Source organism: Caproiciproducens puteiluti (genome assembly GCF_052442865.1).
Lineage (GTDB): Bacteria > Bacillota > Clostridia > Oscillospirales > Acutalibacteraceae > Caproiciproducens.
Genome location: NZ_CP194790.1, coordinates 509,640 through 530,635, shown reverse-complemented (window position 1 = coordinate 530,635; position 20,996 = coordinate 509,640). Strand labels below are relative to the sequence as shown.

General features: G+C 53.7%; 19 protein-coding genes. 4 read left to right on the top strand and 15 right to left on the bottom strand.

All coding sequences use genetic code 11. The features are described from left to right. Positions 1 to 24: 24 nt before the first annotated feature. From rpe to ACRQU7_RS02590, 4 genes are all read left to right on the top strand, one after another. A complete protein-coding gene (rpe, locus tag ACRQU7_RS02605; protein WP_444643460.1) occupies positions 25 to 675 on the top strand; it encodes a ribulose-phosphate 3-epimerase in 651 nt (216 codons plus the stop codon). Positions 676 to 886: 211 nt separating this feature from the next. After that, positions 887 to 1,618 carry a flavodoxin family protein gene (locus ACRQU7_RS02600; RefSeq protein ID WP_444643458.1) on the top strand — a complete coding sequence of 244 codons (732 nt, stop codon included), beginning with the start codon at positions 887 to 889 and terminating at the stop codon, positions 1,616 to 1,618. A 54-nt stretch (positions 1,619 to 1,672) separates the two neighbouring features. Next, a complete protein-coding gene (locus ACRQU7_RS02595; protein ID WP_444645489.1) occupies positions 1,673 to 2,110 on the top strand; it encodes a GtrA family protein in 438 nt (145 codons plus the stop codon). 41 nt (positions 2,111 to 2,151) lie between these two features. Continuing rightward, entirely contained in the window at positions 2,152 to 3,525 is a 1,374-nt protein-coding gene (locus ACRQU7_RS02590) for a glycine--tRNA ligase (protein ID WP_444643456.1), read from the top strand. A 123-nt stretch (positions 3,526 to 3,648) separates the two neighbouring features. Here the strand turns inward: ACRQU7_RS02590 and rpiB are convergent, their stop codons facing one another. From rpiB to tsaD, 15 genes are all read right to left on the bottom strand, one after another. Beyond that, entirely contained in the window at positions 3,649 to 4,116 is a 468-nt protein-coding gene (gene rpiB / locus ACRQU7_RS02585) for a ribose 5-phosphate isomerase B (RefSeq protein ID WP_444643454.1), read from the bottom strand. A 115-nt stretch (positions 4,117 to 4,231) separates the two neighbouring features. Next, positions 4,232 to 5,164 carry an allose kinase gene (gene alsK, locus ACRQU7_RS02580; protein ID WP_444643452.1) on the bottom strand — a complete coding sequence of 311 codons (933 nt, stop codon included), beginning with the start codon at positions 5,162 to 5,164 and terminating at the stop codon, positions 4,232 to 4,234. A 15-nt stretch (positions 5,165 to 5,179) separates the two neighbouring features. Continuing rightward, positions 5,180 to 5,863: a D-allulose 6-phosphate 3-epimerase gene (alsE, locus tag ACRQU7_RS02575; protein ID WP_444643450.1), complete on the bottom strand. Its 684-nt coding sequence runs from the start codon at positions 5,861 to 5,863 to the stop codon at positions 5,180 to 5,182. 46 nt (positions 5,864 to 5,909) lie between these two features. Next, a complete protein-coding gene (gene alsC / locus ACRQU7_RS02570; RefSeq protein WP_096832451.1) occupies positions 5,910 to 6,884 on the bottom strand; it encodes a D-allose ABC transporter permease in 975 nt (324 codons plus the stop codon). Positions 6,885 to 6,901: 17 nt separating this feature from the next. Then, positions 6,902 to 8,428, bottom strand: a complete 1,527-nt coding sequence (locus ACRQU7_RS02565) for a sugar ABC transporter ATP-binding protein (protein ID WP_444643447.1) — start codon at positions 8,426 to 8,428, stop codon at positions 6,902 to 6,904. Between the two features lie 163 nt (positions 8,429 to 8,591). After that, positions 8,592 to 9,623: a D-allose transporter substrate-binding protein gene (gene alsB, locus ACRQU7_RS02560; protein WP_444643445.1), complete on the bottom strand. Its 1,032-nt coding sequence runs from the start codon at positions 9,621 to 9,623 to the stop codon at positions 8,592 to 8,594. Positions 9,624 to 10,138: 515 nt separating this feature from the next. Further along, positions 10,139 to 11,224, bottom strand: coding sequence for a LacI family DNA-binding transcriptional regulator (locus ACRQU7_RS02555; RefSeq protein ID WP_444643443.1), 1,086 nt, complete (start codon positions 11,222 to 11,224; stop codon positions 10,139 to 10,141). Positions 11,225 to 11,512: 288 nt separating this feature from the next. After that, on the bottom strand, positions 11,513 to 12,526 hold the full coding sequence (locus ACRQU7_RS02550; protein ID WP_444643441.1) for a DUF4349 domain-containing protein: 1,014 nt from the start codon (positions 12,524 to 12,526) through the stop codon (positions 11,513 to 11,515). Positions 12,527 to 12,659: 133 nt separating this feature from the next. After that, positions 12,660 to 14,135, bottom strand: a complete 1,476-nt coding sequence (locus ACRQU7_RS02545; RefSeq protein ID WP_444643439.1) for a PdaC/SigV domain-containing protein — start codon at positions 14,133 to 14,135, stop codon at positions 12,660 to 12,662. 160 nt (positions 14,136 to 14,295) lie between these two features. After that, a complete protein-coding gene (gene ymfI / locus ACRQU7_RS02540; protein ID WP_141827026.1) occupies positions 14,296 to 15,018 on the bottom strand; it encodes an elongation factor P 5-aminopentanone reductase in 723 nt (240 codons plus the stop codon). After that, entirely contained in the window at positions 15,015 to 15,389 is a 375-nt protein-coding gene (locus ACRQU7_RS02535) for an MmcQ/YjbR family DNA-binding protein (RefSeq protein WP_444643437.1), read from the bottom strand. Before ACRQU7_RS02535 ends, ymfI begins: the two co-directional genes overlap by 4 nt. Before the next feature lie 29 nt (positions 15,390 to 15,418). After that, positions 15,419 to 16,141 (bottom strand): 16S rRNA (uracil(1498)-N(3))-methyltransferase, encoded by a 723-nt coding sequence (locus ACRQU7_RS02530; RefSeq protein WP_444643435.1) that lies wholly within the window; start codon positions 16,139 to 16,141, stop codon positions 15,419 to 15,421. Positions 16,142 to 16,273: 132 nt separating this feature from the next. Next, a complete protein-coding gene (locus ACRQU7_RS02525; RefSeq protein WP_444643433.1) occupies positions 16,274 to 17,719 on the bottom strand; it encodes an NCS2 family permease in 1,446 nt (481 codons plus the stop codon). Positions 17,720 to 18,021: 302 nt separating this feature from the next. Next, positions 18,022 to 19,785: a phosphoenolpyruvate carboxykinase (GTP) gene (locus ACRQU7_RS02520; protein WP_444643431.1), complete on the bottom strand. Its 1,764-nt coding sequence runs from the start codon at positions 19,783 to 19,785 to the stop codon at positions 18,022 to 18,024. Between the two features lie 162 nt (positions 19,786 to 19,947). Beyond that, positions 19,948 to 20,958, bottom strand: coding sequence for a tRNA (adenosine(37)-N6)-threonylcarbamoyltransferase complex transferase subunit TsaD (gene tsaD, locus ACRQU7_RS02515; RefSeq protein ID WP_444643429.1), 1,011 nt, complete (start codon positions 20,956 to 20,958; stop codon positions 19,948 to 19,950). Positions 20,959 to 20,996 lie beyond the last annotated feature (38 nt).

Here is a 20,996-nt window from a genome sequence, read left to right as displayed (position 1 = left end):
GTCATCTTCTCAGGAGGAGCTGTAATGAAGAAATTAATTTGTCCGTCCATGATGTGCGCCGAGTACGACTCTCTGGGGCAGGAAACCCGAAATCTGGACGCAGCGGGGGCGGATATTTTCCATATTGATATCATGGACGGCAGCTTTGTACCGAATTTCGGCATGGGCATACAGGATATGGCCTGCATCCGGAAAAACACGGAAAAGCCTCTCGACGTCCACCTCATGATCGATGCCCCCGGCAATTACCTGGGTTTGTTTGTAAATCTGGGCGCCGATATCATCCATATTCATCCCGAAGCGGACCGGCACCCCGCCAGAACGCTGGCCAAAATCAGGGTTCTTGGCAAAGCCGCCGGTATCGCCGTCAATCCGGGGACCTCTATCGAGACCGTACAGGAGCTTTTTCCCCTCGTGGACTATGTGACGGTCATGACCGTGAATCCGGGCTTTTCCGGCCAGAAGTACCTGGATTTTGTCGACGACAAAATCAGAAGGCTCACCGGCTTCCAGTCAAAATACGCCTTCGGGATTCTGGTGGACGGAGCCGTCTCCCCGCAAAAAATAGCAAAGCTGAGCAAGGCGGGCGTGGAAGGATTCGTTCTGGGCACCTCCGCATTGTTCGGCAAACAGGAAGAATACCGGACGATCATCAGCAGGCTGAAAGATTGCTGACCCTGTTATACAAGCAGACCCCCTGCGGAAGCCTGTTCCGCAGGGGGTCTTTCTGCCTGTTTTTTCCATGGATAATCTTTCTGCTCCGGCAGGGATTTGTTTACGCAATTTGCCTTGACAGCCCGCCTTCCGCCCTTTATAGTGGATATCAAAGAGATTACTGAAACATCCGGTATCGTCGGCCCGAAAGCCGCAAAAGGAGAGATTTTTTATGAAAATCACGGTCATACACGGCAGTCCCAGAAAAGGTAACAGCTACACGGCTACGCAGAAATTTTTACAGGCGATGAAAGAGCATGGAGAAATCGACGTACGGGAATTTTTTCTGCCAAAGGATCTGCCCGACTTCTGCAAGGGCTGCTACAACTGCTTTCTGAGGGATGAACTGGCCTGTCCGCACGCCGGGTATGTACAGCCGATTCTTCAGGCGATGCTGGAAGCCGACGGCCTTGTTTTCAATTCGCCCGTCTATGTGCTCTCTCTGAGCGGCCCCATGAAGTCCTTTCTCGACCATTTCGGCTTTATCTTCCTGCCGCACCGTCCCCGTCCGGAAATGTTCCACAAGAAGGCGTTTATTTTATCCACGACCGCGGGCGCCGGAACGCGTTCCGCCATGGGCGTGATCGCGAAGAGCCTGAAAGACTGGGGCGTTAACCGGGTATATCAAAGGGGCTTTTCCATGTACAGCCTGAGCTGGGACGAAATGCCGGCGAAAAGGCGGCAAAAATTTGAAAACCGGCTGCGCGCGGACGCGGACAGGTTCTACAAGGCCGTCGCCGGAAAAAAGGACAGACCGCCCTATCTGCAGACCCGGTTTCTGTATTTTATCAGCAAACAGCTGCAGAAAGGCCGCGAGGGTAACCAGCTGGACAAACGCTACTGGAAGGAACACGGATGGCTGGACGGCGCTTCTCCGTTTCATTTCGATAAACCGGCCGATTAGTACTTGAAAGCCGGGCCGTTCAATGGTAAACTATAGAAATACTCAGTAATGGCGGTGATACCTTTGGATAAGCTGAAAAAGCTGTGGCGCTTTCTGACGACGCCCGAAATGATCTCCTACATTATTTTCGGCGTTCTCACCACGGCCGTCAATGTAGTGAGCTACGGTCTTCTGCGCCCGGTCATCCACTGGAACGCACAGTGGGACGTGCTGACGGCAAACACGATCGCCTGGATTCTTTCCGTGGCCTTTGCGTTTATCACCAACAAGCTCTTTGTATTCCGCAGCAAAAGCTTCGCGGCAAAGCTGTTCTGGAGGGAGCTTTCCACCTTCGTAGGCGCCCGCCTTCTGTCGCTCGGCGTGGATTCGCTGGGGATGCTGCTCATGGTGAACGTGCTGGCCTGGAACGACTGGCTGGCAAAGATCATTATGAACGTCATTGTGGTAATTATGAATTATGTACTGAGCAAGATGATTATCTTTAAAAAATAATGGAGCGCAGCCAGCGCCCCTGATTATGGAGGAAGTTAAACATGTTGGCAACTGAAAAAACAATGGACAAAATTGTCGCTCTGTGCAAAAACCGCGGGTTTGTTTACTCCGGCAGCGAAATCTACGGCGGCCTGTCGAACACCTGGGATTACGGTCCGCTGGGCGTTGAATTCAAGAACAACGTCAAACGCGCGTGGCTGAAAAAATTCGTGCAGGAAAGCCGGTACAACGTAGGGCTGGACACCGCGATCCTGATGAATCCGCAGGTCTGGGTGGCCTCCGGCCATGTGGGCGGCTTTTCCGACCCGCTGATGGACTGCCGCGACTGCAAAACCCGCCACCGCGCGGACAAGCTGATCGAGGACGCCGGCGGCGACCCCAACGGCATGACCTTTGACCAGATGAGCGACTACATCAAAAACAACGACATCAAATGCCCGGAATGCGGCTCTTCCAACTTCACCGACATCCGCAAGTTCAACCTGATGTTCAAAACCTTTCAGGGGGTAACGGAGGACGCCAAAAACGAAATCTTCCTCCGGCCGGAAACCGCGCAGGGCATTTTTGTCAACTTTGCCAACATTCAGCGCACCACCCGCCGCAAGGTCCCCTTCGGCGTCGCACAGATCGGCAAAAGCTTCCGCAACGAAATCACGCCGGGCAACTTTACGTTCCGTACGCGTGAATTCGAGCAGATGGAGCTTGAATTCTTCTGCAAGCCGGACACCGACCTCGACTGGTTCTACTACTGGAAAGATTACTGCAAAAAGTGGCTGCTCAATCTGGGCATGACGGAAGAAAACATGCGGCTGCGCGACCACGAGCAGGAGGAGCTGTCCTTCTACTCCAAGGCGACCACCGACATTGAATACCTGTTCCCGTTCGGCTGGGGCGAGCTCTGGGGCATTGCCGACCGCACCAATTACGACCTGACGCAGCACCAGAACCATTCCGGCAAGAGCCTTGAGTACTTTGACCCGGAGACAAACGAGCGGTATGTCCCGTACGTTGTCGAGCCTTCCCTCGGCGCCGACCGCGTTGCACTCGCCTTCCTGTGCGACGCCTACGACGAGGAAAAGCTGGATGAAAAGGACACCAGAGTCGTCATGCGGCTGCATCCCGCGCTGGCTCCCTATAAGGCCGCCATTCTTCCGCTTTCCAAGAAGCTGAACGAAAAGGCTCAGGAAATCAGCATAACCCTTTCCAAACACTTCATGGTGGACTACGACGACTCCGGTTCTATCGGCAAGCGTTACCGCCGCCAGGACGAAATCGGCACCCCGTTCTGCATCACCTACGATTTCGACAGCGAAACGGACGGCTGCGTGACCGTGCGCGACCGCGACACCATGCAGCAGGAGCGCATCGCCATTTCCGAACTGGTCAACTATATCAGCAAAAAAATCGAATTCTAAATAGCGGGCATCCATAATATTAAAAAATCAGCGACAGAGGACCGTCCCTTCCGAATGGAAAAACGGTTTTCTGTCGCTGTTTGTTTCTATGGACCGTTCCGTAGCCCGCGTTTAGATTATCGCCTATTTTTCCTTCGCGGCCGCTAAAGAACCGGTATTTTCAATTTCTGATATCATGTCAATGCGAAGCTGATGACGGCCGCCCTCATATTTCGCGGCGAGCCATTCGTCCACAATCATTTTCGCCGTTTCAATACCGATCACACGGGCGCCGAATGCGATGATATTGGAATTGTTGTGCTGCTTGGAAAGCCTTGCCGTATAAGGCTCGCTGCAGACGCAGGCGCGGATTCCCTTCACCTTATTCGCTGCAAGCGAAATACCGACACCGGTACCGCAGATCAGGACACCGCCATCCACTTCACCGGACGCCACCAGTTTTCCCACTTTATACCCGCTGATCGGATAATGGAAACGATCGGTACTGTCTGTTCCGACATCGATCACTTCCATTCCCTTTTGCTCCAGATAAGCTTTGATCTCTTTCTTCATTTCCACAGCTACATGGTCGTTACCAATTGCCAATTTCATATAGATTCTTTCCTTTCCACCACTACAGTTTAGTTCCCACAAAAAGAAAACCTGTATTTCCCAGCGCGGCCTGCCAAACGAACCCCTGTTCCTGAAAGGGCACACTGCCGACCGCTTACAGGTAAGTGGATTCCGCCAGCCGCCTGCGCGCATAAATTGCAGCACCCACCGTCCCGTTCTCCTGGTTAGGGCGGGAATAGCGCAGGTCAAGCGTCCGTTCGGGATACGGCTTACGGGTATAGCGGTGTACTGCCTGAAAGAGAGCCTTCTCTGGGAAACCGTCCATCTGAAGAAGTCCTCCCCCCAGAATCATGCAGTCCGGGTCAAAAAGATTCACTTCCGCAGCCACCGTTTGCCCCATACCTTCCACGAATGTGCGTAGTTCGGGGGTATCTGCGTGCCGCTGAAACAAGAACGGAATCGGCGTCCGGGGAAAACTTTCAGATTGAATCCGTTCCAGCGCAATACCGGAAACCACCGTTTCCAGACAGCTTATGTTGCCGCACATGCACTGGCGGGTATTGCCGTATACGGGCATATGCCCAAGCTCGGCGGCGACCCCATTGTGGCCCAGCAGAATTTTTCCATCCACCATGAGCGCATTTCCGATACCGGTTCCAAAATAAATTGCCGCTACGCATTCCCGTGCCTCCACACCGAGATCTTCCAAATCAAACAGCAGCAGATTGTTGACATCGCGGTTGATAAAAACCGGAATCCCAAGCTCTTTTTCGAGCTCTCCTACAACGTGGAAATTATCCGGGATACAGGGAATATTCGGTGTCTGCACCACAACGGTGCGTGCGCGGTTTATGGTGGAAGGAAACCCGATCGACACAGCCTGCGGCATTTTTCCGCCGGCATTTCTCTCACAGTAACCGCGGATGAACCGCCCCAGCCTCTCCGCGGGATCGCATCCGTCCGGAAATGCGTCCCGCGTGCTGATCCGCGTGAATCCCTCCATTCTGTTTTCCGGATCCACAAGGCCAAAGCGCATGTTTGTTCCGCCAATATCAATGCCTAAAATATAACTTTTGTCTACATTCACTCTCAGCTCCCCCGTTCACAGCCGGACGCCGGTTTCTTCCTCAAATTGCGCCTTCATCTTGGAAAAGGCAGTCTGCAGGTCATCGTCCAGACTGAACAGCCCGGACGACCCCAGGATAAACACATCGGTACCCGCCCGATAAAGGCGCCCAAAGGTCTTTCGGTTGCAGGACCCGTCGACCATAATTTTATAACTCCATCCGTTCTCTTCGCGCAGGCGTCTGGCTTCTTCGATCTTGGCGATCATCTCGGCAATAAAAGGCTGGCCGGCAAACCCCACGTCCACCGTCATCAGTGTCAGTACATCCACCCGGTCGAGATAATGCTTGCAGTACTGGAGCGGCGTTGCCGGATTCAGGGTAATCCCCACCTTGCACCCAACGTCGCAAATATGATTCAGGGTGCGGAAGCAGTCGGTGTTGATCGTCTCCGCATGGGGGCTGATCAGTGCAGCCCCCGCCTCGGCGCAGACATCAATCCAGTCATTGGGGTCCGTGGTCATCAGGTGTACATCCATCGGTTTCTTTGCCACCTGCCCGCAGACCCGAATAAAATCCGGGCTGAGCGTTATGTTTTTGCAGTAATGACCGTCCATAATGTCGATGTGATAGCCATCCGTAAACTGATCGAGGATCTCGATCTGGTGACGAATATCCAAAAGATCCATGCACATCAGACTGACAGAAAATTCAGGTTTCATAAGTATTCCTCCGGCATAATGAAATAAGATGCGGACATTTTCCGGGTCAGCTCTTGCGGCTGGCACCGAAGAAACGGTCCAGTGTAACCGCTATAATCAGCAGGCACCCCATGGCAAGCTGCTGGTAGTAGCTTGAAACACCAACCATGTTCAGGCCGTTGTTGATAACGCCGATAATCAAACCGCCGACCACCACCTTGGGGATCTCTCCGACACCCCCAAAAAACGATGCGCCGCCGATGATGACCGCTTCAATCGCATAGGTCTCATACCCGGTCCCGGCATTGGGTTCCGCCGCAGCCAGACGCGCAATGTTCACCATGCCGGCGAGCGATGCGCACAGCCCTGAAATTGCAAACGCAATAATCGTATGCTTTTTGACGGTGATACCGGCGTACCAGGCGGATTGCGGATTCCCGCCCAGCGCATAAAGATTGCGGCCGCACTGGGTTTTTCTTGTGAAGATCGCCAGAATAACCGCAGTGACCAGCGCATCGATAATCGGCACAGGAACCATGCCGAACAACTTCCCGCCCGCTATTCTTGAGAAAGAAGCCGGCAGCCCGGAAACGGCGCGGGCATCGGTCACGATGTACACCAGGCTGCGCAGAATCGCCTGGGTGCCGAGCGTGATGATAAACGGAGGCAGTCCGGTCGCAGTGACCAGCACGCCGTTGGCGATGCCCATCGCCAGGCCAAACACCACAACACCCAGCAGGACCGCCACAACCGGCTGCATACCGGCGTTCACCATCAGCTGCGCGGTCAGCGCGCCGGAAAGAGCCATAATCGAGCTGACACTCAGGTCAATACCGCCCAGCAGGATGGCAAAGAACTCGCCGAGACCAAGCAGGATGGTGATAGAACTCTGCTCCATAATTTTGACGAGGTTGCCGCCCGTAAGGAAACTGGCCGGCTGCAAAGCGCCGAAGACGAAAATCATCGCCGCAAGGATCGTGACTGTGCTGTATTTATCCCAATAGTCCCCGAAGGTAAACTTTTTCTTTTCGATCTCTTTCATCTGGTTTTCCTCCACAATCATGCAATTTCGCCGGTGGCGGCTTTGGCAAGCTTTTCTTCTGTCGCGGACGTAACATCGTACTCCGCGGTAATCCTTCCCTCCGCCATAACGATGATCCGGTCACATAATCCCAGCAGCTCCGGCATTTCACTGGAAACCACAATGACCCCGACGCCCTGATCCGCCAGGCCCCGCATCAGCTTGTAAATCTCACTTTTGGTTCCGACGTCGATGCCCTTGGTCGGCTCGTCAAAGATAAGCAGCTTTACCCCGGCCGCCATCCATTTCCCGAGAATCACCTTCTGCTGGTTTCCTCCCGAAAGCTGAGAGGTCAGCTGCTGAAGCGACGCACACTTGATCTGAATGTCGGCACGCTGCCGTTCGGCAATCTTTTTCTCTCCGGCTTCATTTGTTAATCCCCATATTCCGTCTAGCAGTGAATGCTTCAGCTGATATGCGATTGCTATGTTGCGCTGGTTGCTGAAATTGGGAAAAAAGCCCGTTTCACGGCGGTTTTCCGTCAGCATTCCGATCCCGTGCCGCAGTGCCTCATAGGGGTTCCTGATCCGCAGACGCTTGCCTTCCATAAGGATCTCGCCGGAAGCTTTTGGAGCCGCTCCATAGATAGCGCACATTGTTTCGCTGCGCCCCGCGCCCACAAGGCCCGAAAACCCCAAAATTTCTCCACGGCGCAGCTGAAATGTGACATCCTTGGCGCGGTTATCTTTCCGTGTCAGATGCCTGCACTCAAACAGGACATCACCGAACTGATGATGCTCCTCGGGGGTATGCTGATAGGTACCCTTGATCTCGCGTCCCACCATCATCCGGATCATATCGTCGGTGGTAAGCTCTGCAACCTGAAAGGTCCCCATCTGGCTGCCGTCCTTCATGATGGTAATTCGGTCTCCGATTTCCGCGATCTCGGACAGCTTATGGGAAATAAAGACCACGCCGCGTCCTTCGGATTTCAACTGACGGATAATAACGAACAGCTTTTTAACTTCATCCTCGGTCAATGAGGAAGTCGGTTCGTCCATAACGATAATCTTTGCATCAAAAGCGATTGCTTTCGCGATTTCCACCATCTGCTTTTCGCTGATGCTCAGGTCACCCACGCTGGTGGTCGGTTTTCGCCCTCCAAGGTTCACCCGCTCAAGCAGTTCCGCGGTGCGGGTGTTAATCTGTGCGTAATCCACCACGGAAATGTTTGCCGCTTTTTTAGACGGCAGGCGTCCCATGAAAATATTTTCACGGATGTCCAGCCAGTTCACGGCGCTGAGTTCCTGATAGATGATGCTGATGCCGTATTCGGCAGACAGACGTGGCGTGAGTTTCTTATACTCCTGATCGCCAATCACGATGGTGCCTTCATCCGGGGTATAGGCACCGCTGAGGACTTTCATCAGCGTAGACTTGCCGGCTCCATTCTCACCGAGCAGCACATGCACTTCGCCGGGCTGAACATCAAAATTGATATTGTTCAGGGCCACGACGCCCGGAAAACGTTTGGTAATGTTTTTCATCTGGATAATCGGTTCCATCGCGTTCTCCCCTTTTGTTTTTCAGATTTCCATCCAGACATTGTCAGCCGGGCAGACACCCCGCTGTACCCGCGGCGCAGTGTCTGCCGCTCGCAATGTCTGAAAACGCCGCCGTCCGTCGCAGCTGCGTGCGCGGGCGGCGGCAGTCGAATATTCTTGTGGCTTACTTTGAAAGATGCTGGGACGCGTTGTCCTTGGTGATCAGGATCGCATCGATGCCAAAGGTTGGCACATCGGCGCCCGGTTTAAGCTCAGCGTTCTTCTGTACGGCTTCCATCATCAGGTCAAGGCCTTTCGCACCGATCGCGGCGGAGTCCTGCGCCACGGTTGCCGTCAGTTTGCCATCCGCGACAGACTGAATGGCGTCGTTGTTGCCGTCCGTACCGCAGACCTTGATATCCTTGCCGGAAGCGGTGACCGCCTCCTGAACGCCCATCGCCATGGTATCATTGCAGCAGTAGATGGCTTTCAGGTCCGGATGTGCGGTAATATAGTTTGTGGCGACATCATAAGCCTTGGTGCGATCCCAGTCCGCCGGCTGGCTTTCGACAATCTTCAGATTCGCGGCTTCAAAAGCTTCTTTGGCTCCATCACGGCGGTTCTCACCGGAAATCGCGCCCGCCTTGCCTTCCACAATGGCGACCTCGCCCTTGCCGCCGATCTGTTTAATTAAGTACTCGGCGCCTATTTTGCCGACGCCCTTGTTATCCGTGGCAACATAGGCGTAGCAGGCACCGCCCAACTGGCTGAGAGCATCCATGTTGATTTTCTCGTCAATATCCACGATTTTGATACCCTTCTTCGTGGCATCCGCAATCGCGTTGTTCAGGTTCACGTCAGAAATCGGTGCCACTCCTATGGCCTTATAGTTTTTGGAAATTGCGTTTTCAAGCAGTGTAACCTGGCCTTCCACGTCGTCCTCGGTGTTCGCAGCGTAAATGTCTACCTTTACGTTCTGCTTTTTTGCCTCGGCTTCAATACCATCGCGCATGGTCTGCCAGAACTGGCTGGAAAGTACCTTCAGCACAACGGCATACTGGTCTGCGCCGCTTGCAGTCGAGCCGACACTGTCTGTCGGCTGGGAAGCCGCACCGTTCGAGCCCGCCGATGAAGAGCCCGCAGACCCACAGGCGGCCATACTCAGGGTCAGTGCAGTGATCAGCAACCCTGCAACAAGAGTTTTCAGCTTTTTCATTACAGTTCCTCCTAAATTCTTTGAAATTTCGGGATACATTTCAGGGAAAGTTGGGTAATCGTTTTCCCTTAAGCATGATCATTGTACTATTTGCCCAATCTATTGTCAATACTGCAGAATTAATTTCATCATAATAATGAGTAAACGATTGCTCAACTTGTGCAAAATTACCTGTTTTTGAAAGACCTTTCCGCTGTTATAGAAATTTACTGCTTGCAACCGACGCGGAAATTATCCTTTCTGCGCCTTAACAAGCAGCGATCCCGTATTCTGCGAAGAGTTCCGCACTTCCACGAAAAACAGGAATGGATTCCGTTTGTACAAGACATTTTATATACAATTACAAAACTGCATGTTGATGTACTTTGGGACAACCATATCCGGATTTTTTCTCCACTGTTCCGGAAAACGACAAAAGAAGCGGCCTCCGGATGAATCGGACGGCTGCTTCTTGTGGAATTTGATTATAAAGCCAAACGGAGCCTGAACGCAATAGTGACTCAAAGATATAAAATTCAGTCAAAGTGTTCGGGTGATTCCGGCCCGGCGGCATCTTTCTGTTCAGGAACGGTTGTATGCAGCGGTGCAGGCGTTGAACCCATCCCCCGGCGGGTGGAATCGCGCACGGTTACAGAAACCGGAAGCCGATAGTAAACGGAACCGGGTCGTTCCCCATGGATCATTTTCAGCAGGAGCTCCGCCGCAAGCCGCGCCATCTCATCAACATTCTGCCGAACGCTGGTCAGCCCGGGGCCGCACACCGCCGCCAGCTGGCAGTCGTCAAAGCCCGTCACCAGCACGTCGTGCGGAACTTGAAGCCCACGTTCCCTTAGAGCAATCACTACGCCCGCTGCCACGGTGTCGGTTGTACACATCACACCGTCAAATACGGACTTCGCGTCGAGCAGCTCGAGAGTGGCCTTGCGCGCAGCCACAATGGAAATCTCTCTGAGGTTCACGCAGAGCGCTTCCTCCTCGCTAATCCCTTTTTCCATCAACGCCTGACAAAAGCCTTCATACCGGGCGGTTTGATTGGTATCATTCGACAGACATTTCAGAATGACAACCTTGCGGCAGCCTGCGTTCAGAAGCTCCCGTGTGGCAAGATACCCCCCCATCACGTTATCGGATTCTATCATCACGCCGCTGTTGCCCCCGCTCCGGGAGGGACGATCCAGATACACCACTGGCAGCGCACCGAGTTCAGCGTAGTTGCGCGTGCTTGAGATCATTACAATACCGCTGACATTCTGAGCGGTAAGCGATTGAACGTGCTTTTTCTCCAGATCCGCATTTTCATTTGTATTGCAGATCAGGCAGGAATACCCTCGGCGAAACAGATTCATTTCCAGTTTGAGTACGATACTCGAAAAATGCGGGTTTGTAATATCCGGCACCATAATGCCGATCACGCGCGTGCGGTTTGTACGCAGGCCTTTAGCAGTCATATTGGGTACATAATCGTTCTGCGCTATAATGCTGCGGACGCGTGCCTCTGTTTCTTGGGAAAAGCGTCCGTTTTGATTAATCACACGGGAAACCGTTGCTGTCGAAACCCCTGCGAGCTCCGCAATTTCCTTAATACTTTTAGCTTTTTTCACTTTATTTCCTCCGAAAAATTCGCGCATACCCCTCTGCAGCCTCAGCAATTTTCTGGAGCGGCGCCACACAATCCTATTCAAGTATATTGATTTTTGACCAGTTTTGCAAGCCGCAAAGCATATTGCTGGCCAAAATTTCCGAATCCGAAATAATCCGGTTTGATATGCTCCTTGCTCTCTTATGGTTTGTAACGCGCAGTATGGGAAAGCATGGTGAATTTTGTACCATACAAACAAAAACGGGCCGTTTCCCCAAGCTGGGAAACAGCCCGCTTTCGGCTATACGAACTATTTATCTCCGGAACTCTCTTCTTTCTGTTCCTGTGTAAACGCTGCTTCGGCCTTTTTCGACGCCTTCTCAGACCTTCTTCTCCTTTTGCGCAGGACAAACACCACCGCCGCCGCAATCACCGCCAAAAGCAGGATCACGGGCGCGCCGCCGAGCACAAAGACCAGCAGTCCTTCACCGAACCCGCCGAGCGCGCGCAGGGAATCCCTGAACTGCTTTGAAATTTTTTCGCCGAGGGTCACCGGCGTCTTTTCAAGCTCCGTGGGCTTCACGACCTCATTGAGCTGAATGGAAACGGTGCTGTAATTAATAAGGGAATCATACTGGCGCAAAGTGCCGGTATACTGCTCGATCTGGTAATTGACGTCCGCAAGCGCCTTTTCCAGCGCGATGATGTCGGTCAGGGAACCGGATTTCTGCAGCAGGGCCATCAGCCTTTCCTGCTGGGTGCGCAGGCTTTTCAGCCTTGCTTCGGTATCATAATAGCTTTCGCTGATATTTTCGCTGGAGCTGGTCAGATTCAGGATGCTCCCGATGGAGCCCGCGCTGCTTTTGAAACTGCTGAGCTTTTCCTGTGGAATCCGCAGAACAAAATTCGCGGAGCGCAGGTCCTGCTTCTCTATTCCGCTGCCCGTAACGCTGGAATCCTGCACATAGCCGTTCAGCTCCGTGCAGAGGCTCTGGACCTTCTGGACGGAATCGTCGAATTTCAGTGTTTCTATCTGATACGACAGGCGCTCTATGATCTTCTGGGTGGAAGAAGCGGCCGCGATTTCACCCGCGGTCGGAGTGTTGTTCGCCGTATCCGCGGTACCGTTCGCGGTCACCGATTTCTGCTGTCCGCCGTCGATTCCCGCCGCTTCGTTCGCTGCCCGCGCATCCTGCATGGCGACGGATTTCTGTTCCGTCGCAGGCACCGCGGCGGAGCTTCTGCCCTGCGAGGCACAGCCGCCAAGGATGTACGCCGTCATCAGCAATGTGGCGGAAAGTGCCAAAAATCCCCTGTTTTTCATCGTTTTCCCTCCCTGTATCCAATCCTATAGCATTTTCAGTTGATTCTTCAGCAAGTTTGCGTTTCTCCCCCGCCTTCGGTGGGGGAGAAACGTGTTTTGTCTCGCAAGCTGAAATGGAATTGCTTTAATCAAATTACGGCACGTACTGCTCCCGCAGCGCGATGATTTTTCCGTCGCTTACGGTGTATTCATAGGGAAAGCTAAGGGCGCCGTCCTCAGCAAGGCGCTTCCCCAGTCCCGCGGCGTCTGTCTGTACGTCGGATTCCGCCACGTTTTGCGCATTCCACTGAATGAGACTGATTTTCGCGTTTTCAGAAAGCTTTATTTTCTCCGTTTCCACGGTAGGATTGTAAATGTAATAACCGTCCGGAAAATCACCGTCGAGTTTCAGCTCCTGAATCCGGCTCTTATCTTCACTGGTGATCCATTCGATCGGGTCCAGTGTAACGGTTCCGGTTTTTTCATCGTAGCTTTTGATATAGCACATCCTTTTCTTCCACGAAACCTCGGAGGAGGTGCCGCCCGGGGCGCTGTTCAGATAAATTTCGCTTCCGACGCTGTTCAGTCCGGCGCTCCTTGATTCGTCGTCACTCTGCGCGGTCTGCGTGAAAATCCGGAGCGTTTTGCCGTCATAGACGACAAAGCCGGGAATCGGACCGTTTTCCCCCAACGTATTGAAATAGTCGACCGGCATATACGCCGCGCCGTCTATCATAGTCGGTTTCACGCTCTTTCCGTCCACCGTGTAGCCCGCGTCCGTCTTTTTCACAGTGTGAATCAGCGCGCCGGCGGTCTCTTCCAGCGGCAAAAACACGCCGCCGTCGTTCACAACGACCGGGTTCTTAAATTCCATATCCATCCCGTTGTCCCGCACGTTTTGCCGGTCCGGATTGTTGCCCATGCGGAATTTCAGGTCGAGGTCATCCAGCGGAAAGCGGAACTCCGGCATTCCTCCCGCGTAAGGCATCAGCTCATACAGGTCGAAATAGACGACAAGATCCTTCCCATCCAGATAATAAGAATACGCGCCGTGCTTTTCCTCCACCGTTTTTGCCGCTTCGGGAAAATAAAAATCAGGGCGTTTTTTGATATCCGCCAGAATGGTATCCGTGATTTTCTTTGTTCCCGCCTGTGCGTCCTTCAATAAAGCACCCGGCGTTTCATAGAATTCACCCGTCTGAATATTCACATTGAAAGACTTTACCCACCGGTAGCCGTGTGCGCCGCCCGTGTAATTTTCATTCATAATCCACACGGAAAGGACATCATTATCCCAAAAGAGGTCGTAATAGCTCTGGAAGAAAAGATGCCCCTGGGCCGCTGAATTGCCGAGCTCCTTTTCCGCCTGTTTTACCTCGGCAAGTCCGTTATCGGAAATCTCCCTGATTTTTTCGTTCAGCTCTTCCGCCGCGGAAAATCCGGAGAAAACCGGAAGCGCGGTTTGTATCTGTATCCCGCCTTCTACGGCGTTGACCACATTGCTGCCCTGTGAAAAACCGTTTACCCTGCTGGAATTTGTCTGTGCTTCCGCTCTCCCGGCGCAGCCCGCCTGCAAAAGGACGCAAACCGCCAGCAGCAGAAGCGCCGCGCGCTTTGCCCGGTAGATCATCCCGATTCCCCTTTTCATACTTCTCTATTGTCAACGATATGAAATTTCTTATCGCTTTCATTATAGTATCATGGGAAATCATGGAATGTCTATATTTCTGACAGCTTTGTAACGGTTATGAAAAAATTGTATTTGGTGCAATCGGCGGCCCGTATTTCCTTCAGATAATCATCCCGCCGTTGACTCCCAGCACCTGACCGGTGATAAAGCGCGAATTTTCCCCCGCAAGGAAGCTGACGGCGGCGGCAATATCCTCCGCCGCGCCAAGCATGCCGAGCGGGGTCTCCTCTTTCAGCCCGCAAAGGGTGCTTTCGTCAAGCTGCGCGTTCATTTCGGTCGCTATGACGCCCGGCGCCACGCAGTTGACCTGGATTCCCGACGGGCCGACTTCCTTCGCCAGCGCTTTGGTCAGCCCGATCACCGCCGCCTTTGCCGCGGAATAATGCACCTCGCAGGAAGCGCCGACCTGTCCCCACATGGAGGAGATATTGATGATTTTTCCCTGCTTGCGGTGAATCATATACGGAAGCGCGCACTGGCAGCAATGGAAAATCCCCTTGACGTCCACGTCGAACATCCTGTCCCAATCCTGTTCCGTAAGGTCCGTAAAGAGCTTCTGCTGCGCGATGCCCGCGTTGTTGACCAGCACATCCACGCCGCCGGCCAGAGCAAACATTTTTTCCACCTGCGCCCTGTCGGAAACATCGGCCTGTACCGCGGCACAGCCGGGAAATTTCCGCGCGTTCAGCTCGTCCAGAAGGGACTGGGCTTCTCCTTTGGAGGTATGATAATTGACGATGACACGGAAGCCGTCCTCGGCAAGGCGCAGGGCGGCCGCCCTGCCGATTCCGCGGGAAGCCCCGGTAATCAAAGCTGTTTTCATTTTTCCCGATTCCCTTCTTCCAGTTCCCGGCGCACTTTTCCGCTCAGAGAGGCGAATACAATCGCGTACGCGTTGTCCAGCATTTCCCTGACCGTTCCGTCCGGAACAGTTCCCTCCAGATACAGGGAGTTCCAGTGCTCTTTATTCATATAATAACCCGGCACAATGTCGGAATACCGGGAACGCAGCAAAGCGCCCAGCGTGGGTTCCAGCTTGATGGTAATAATGGGGTGGCCTTCCTTATCCCCGCCCTGCATGGCGAACATTTTATCCCCCACGCGGTAGCGCACAGCGTCCCATTCCGGTTTATGGTCCTTCACTACGCCTTTTTTAGAGACGCAGTACCCGTCGATCCAGTCATATCGGCCCAAAATGCATTCTCCTCTCTGATATTGTTCGGCTACATATTCCCCGTAGCAAGCATAATCGCCGAAAGCGCCGCAATAGGCGCGGTCTCCGTGCGGAGAATCCGCGCGCCGAGCGTGCCAACAGCCGCGCCGTTTTCCACCGCGAAGTCGACCTCCGACTGCTCAAAGCCGCCCTCCGGCCCGATAAAAATCGCCAGCTCCCGGGTTTCAACATTTGCCAGCTTTGAGATGCTCTGCCCGCCGCCCTCAAAGAAGAGAATGATCTCCCCGGCTTGGGCCGCCTGTTTCACCGCCTGACGGAAATCCGTGAGCGGGGCGACCTGCGGAATGACTCCCCGGCCGCTCTGCTTGGCCGCTTCGTGTGCGATCTTCTGCCAGCGGATATTTTTTTTGGCCGCCGCTTTTTCGTCCGGCTTTGAGACACAGCGCGCGGTCATGACGGGCACAATCCCCACCGCGCCCGTTTCCACGGACTTCTGCACAATGCTGTCCATCTTATCCGCCTTGGGCAGGCCCTGGTACACCGTGACACGGACCCCCGGCTCCGCCACGCTTTTGCAGAAATTCAGGACGCGTACAACGACCCGGTCGTCCGCCACGCTCTCAATTTTGCCGTTGTAGTCCGTCCCGATGCTGTCGCAGAGAATCAGGCTTTCGCCAGACTGCATCCGCAGGGACCGCGCAATGTGGCGGGCGTCCTCCCCGGCGATCACCACCTGCTCCTCCGGAACATAGTTGATAAAAAATCTGGGCATAATCCACCTCAGGTTCCAATAATAAAATACAAATTTTCTGTGGCTATTATACCACAGGAAACCGCAGGAATAAAGAAAAAAAGGCCCCGCACGATGCCGTGCGGGGCCTTTCTAAAAAACAGGATGAACAAATCAGGAAATAACCGCCAGAATCGCGAAGTTCAGAACGAACAGGCCGGTGGCAACCCAGAGAATCGGGTGAATCTCCTTGGCCTTGCCGCGGAAAATTTTGATAAGGCAGTAGAAAATGAAGCCTGCCGCAATACCGTAGGAAATGCTGTAGCAGAACGCCATGAAGATCCCGGCAAAGAAGGCGGGAATCGCTTCTTCCAAATTGGTCCACTCAATCTCCTTGAAGGCGCTGAGCATCATAATGCCGACAACAATCAGGGCGGGAGCCGTAGCGGCGGAAGGAACCGCGCTGATCAGCGGGGCGAAAAACGCGCTGATGATAAACATGGCCGCGGTCACAACGCTGGTCAGGCCGGTACGGCCGCCCGCGCCGATGCCCGCTGCGCTTTCCACATAGGTCGTGGTGTTGGAGGTACCGAAGATCGCGCCGATGGAGGTCGCCGTTGCGTCCGCAAACAGGGCCTTGTCCATCTTGGACTTAAAGCCGTCGCTGGTTTCCAGTGCCAGCTGATCCTCTGCGGTGAAGATGCCGGTCTTGCGGCCGGTACCGATAAAGGTTCCGATGGTGTCGAAGGTATCGGAAAGGCTGAAGGCGAAAATAGTCATCAGTACAAGCGGGATTTTCGCCGGGTCGGCAAAGAGCGAAACCAGGCCGGGGTTGCCGAAAGCGGCGCCGAAGGTTTCCGGCAGCTGGGAGCAGGCTTCCGCGAAGCCCATGCTCTGGCCGACGGTGGTGATTCCCATCGGGATGCCCAGAATCGTGGTTGCAGCGATGCTGATCAAAATAGCGCCCTTGACGTTTTTGACCAGAAGAACGACGGTCAGCGCAAGTCCGAACAGAGCAAGCAGCACAGCGGGTGCGTTCAGCTTTACAATGGCCGGAACCGCGGCGCTGGAGGCGATGACTGTTTTGCTGTCCAGAAGGACATAAGTACCCGGGTCGGAGGTAAACTGAATCAGGCCCGCGTTTTTAATGCCGATGTAGGCGATGAAAATGCCGATACCACCGCCGATGGCATTCTGAAGGCTTTCCGGAATGGATTTGATGATGAGCTTGCGGATCTTGGTTACCGTAATGAAAATGTTGACAAGACCGCAGATGAAAACCATTGCGAGCGCTTCCTGCCATTTGAACTGTAAGCCGAAGCATACGGTAAACACAAAGAAGGCGTTAAGGCCCATGCCCGGAGCCTGAGCATACGGAACATTTGCAAACAGACCCATAATAAGAGTGCCGATTACGGAAGCAATGATGGTCGCAAGGAATACGGCGCCCCACTTCATGCCTGTCTGGGACAGCATGGTCGGGTTCACGATGATGATGTATGCCATTGCGAAGAAAGTGGTCAGACCTGCTCCGACTTCTGTACGGACATTCGTATGATTGCCCTTTAAATTAAAGAAGTCTCCCTTCGGATGGTATGCTGTTTCTGAACTGCCTGCCATAATTTTTCCTCCTGATAAATAAAAGTGCCCGACATAGCGCTGCCGGGTAATCACATGATTTATTTATAGTATAGAGCTTTCGGCAGGATATGACAATGTGATATTTACACAAACTTTTTGAATTAGAAACAATTTATTCATACTTTTTGAGACAATTTCGTTTGCAAAATGCAAAAATATGGGTTTGAATGCCAATTTTATAGTACTCTATCCCAAAACATGCATGAAACCGCTTTCAAGTTGCAAAACGTATAAAACAAGCGGCGGCTTTCCAACAAAGCCGCCGCCGAAAATCAGTATGATTATTTCAGGTTGTTCTTCAGAGTATCGAGCTGACTCCTCAGCTCCTTCGGAAGCTTATCGCCGAACTTCTTGTAGAATTCCTCAATGCCCTCGGACTCTTTGACCCACTGATCGTTCTTGATTTCAAGAATGCTCTTCAGGGTGTCTACGCTGAAGTCAAGGCCTTCCAGATTGATATCCTCCGCCTTCGGAACAAAACCGATCGGAGTCTTGACGGCGTCGGCCTTCCCGTCGCAGCGGTTGACGATCCACTCCAGCACGCGGAGGTTGTCGCCGAAGCCCGGCCAAATGAAGTGGCCTTCCTCGTCAAGACGGAACCAGTTGACGTTGAAAATCTTCGGAGCCTTATCGCCGAGCTTTTCGCCCATTTCGATCCAGTGCTTGAAGTAGTCGCCCATATGGTAGCCACAGAAGGGCAGCATCGCCATCGGGTCACGGCGGACTACGCCGACTGCGCCGGTTGCGGCAGCGGTTGTTTCAGAAGCCATGATGGAACCGACGAACACGCCGTTGTTCCAGTCGCGGGACTGATAAACCAGCGGAGTGGTCTGTGCGCGGCGGCCGCCGAAGATGATGGCGGAAATCGGAACGCCGGCGCCCTTGTCAAACTCGGGGCTGACGCAGGGGCAGTTCTTTGCGGGAGCGGTGAAGCGGCTGTTCGGATGAGCGCCCTTCTGGTCGGAAGTAGTGCCGTCCCAGGGCTCGCCTTTCCAGTTGATCGCATTCTTCGGGGGATTCTTGTCTAGGCCTTCCCACCAGACGGTGTTGTCGTCCAGATTCTGAGCAACATTGGTGAAGATGGTGCCGGACTGTGTGGAAGCAAGCGCGTTCGGATTTGACTTTGCGTTTGTGCCGGGGGCAACGCCGAAAAATCCGTTTTCAGGATTGATCGCGTACAGCCTGCCGTCCGGACCCTGGCGCATCCAGGCGATATCGTCGCCGACTGTCCAGACTTTATAGCCCTTCTTGCGGTAGCCTTCCGGCGGAATCAGCATCGCCAGATTGGTCTTGCCGCAGGCGGACGGGAACGCGGCGGCGACATATTTGATTTCGCCCTGCGGGTTTTCAATGCCGAGAATCAGCATATGCTCCGCCATCCAGCCCTCGGTCTTGCCAAGGTAGGAAGCGATGCGCAGCGCAAAGCATTTTTTGCCCAGCAGAACGTTTCCGCCGTAGCCGGAGTTGACGGAGATAATGGTGTTGTCCTCCGGGAAGTGGCAGATGTATCTCTTTTCCGCGTCGATGTCGCACTTACAGTGCAGACCCTTTACCCAGTCGGTGCTGTCGCCCAGCGTATCCCAGACCTTCTGGCCCACACGGGTCATAATCGCCATATTTAATACAACATAAATGGAATCTGTGAGCTCTACGCCGATTTTTGCGAGCGGCGAGCCGATCGGGCCCATGGAATAGGGAATCACATACATGGTGCGGCCCCTATAGCTGCCTCTTGCAATGTCGTAAAGCATTTTATAGGTTTCCTGAGGGTCCTTCCAGTGGTTGGTCGGGCCTGCGTCCTCTTCTTTGCGGGAGCAGATAAAGGTCCTGTCCTCAACGCGGGCAACGTCGTTTACCGCGGTGCGGTGCAGGTAGCAGCCAGGGAGTTTTTCCTGATTCAGCTTGATGAGCTCTCCCGAAGTACAGGCTTCGGCGCGCAATGCCTCAAGCTGAGCCTCTGATCCGTCAATCCAGACTAATTTATCCGGACCAACAAGTGCTTTCATTTCCTCAATCCAGTTCAAAACAGACTTGTTGCTTGTCATGACTCATTTCTCCTTCCGGTCCAATGACCTTCCAAAATTGATGATATTGGTTCTCATTATAATACATTGCGGCGTTTTAATCAATCTTGAAATATTGAATTTGTTAAAAATTTACCATAGTAAAATGCACAAAGCTTTTGCTCCACTTTTGGAGGATTTTCATCAGCTTCCTTCAATCGGCAGCGCAGCGTGAGCATTCAGGTCCATTTTCGCAATGTTTCCTGCAAGAAACTCATAGTATCCCTGCGCGCCGACCATGGCGGCGTTGTCCCCGCAAAGCTTCAGCTCCGGCATATAAAATTCCCAGCCGCGGTCCCCGCATTCCTTCTGCAGGCGGCTGCGCAGAAGAGAATTGGCGGAAACGCCGCCCGCGATCACCAGCTTGGTGCTGCCGGTATCCTGTGCGGCCTTGACAAAATTTTTGACCAGACAGTCGACCACCGCCTTGCGGAACGAAGCCGCCAGGTCCTGCACCGGCAAAGTCTGTCCCTTCTGCTGCGCGTTGTGGATCAGATTGATGACCGACGTTTTCAGCCCGGAAAAGCTGTAATCGTACGGCGAGCCGTCCACCGTCGGGTGCGGCAGCGGAAAGGCTTTGGGATTCCCGCCCTCGGCGCGCCTGTCCATCTCCACCCCGCCGGGGTAAGGCATCCCCATGGCTCTTGCAGCCTTGTCAAAGGCCTCGCCCGCCGCGTCGTCGCGCGTGCGGCCCAAAACATGAAGGTCCGTATAATCCTTTACCTCCACAATATGACTGTGGCCGCCGGAGACGATCAGGCACAGAAACGGCGGCTTCAGCTCCGGTGAAGTGATGTAGTTCGCGGCGATGTGTGAGCGGAGATGGTGCACCGGCACGATCGGCTTTCCGGAGGAGAGGGCCAGCCCCTTTGCAAAATTCACGCCCACCAGCAGCGCGCCGATCAGTCCGGGCGCGTAGGTGACGGCGATGGCGTCGACCTCGTCCAGCGTCATTCCCGCGTCGTCAAGGGCTTTCTGCGTAACGCCCACAATCGCCTCGCAGTGACGGCGCGACGCGATTTCCGGCACGACGCCGCCGTAAAGTTTGTGTTCCTCTACCTGTGAGGCAACCACCGAAGACAGAACCGTTCTTCCGTCCTCCACCACTGCGGCGGCGGTTTCGTCGCAGGAGCTTTCCAGTGCTAAAATCCGCATTCTCTATTTTCCCCTTATTCTTTAAAATAAAACCGTCC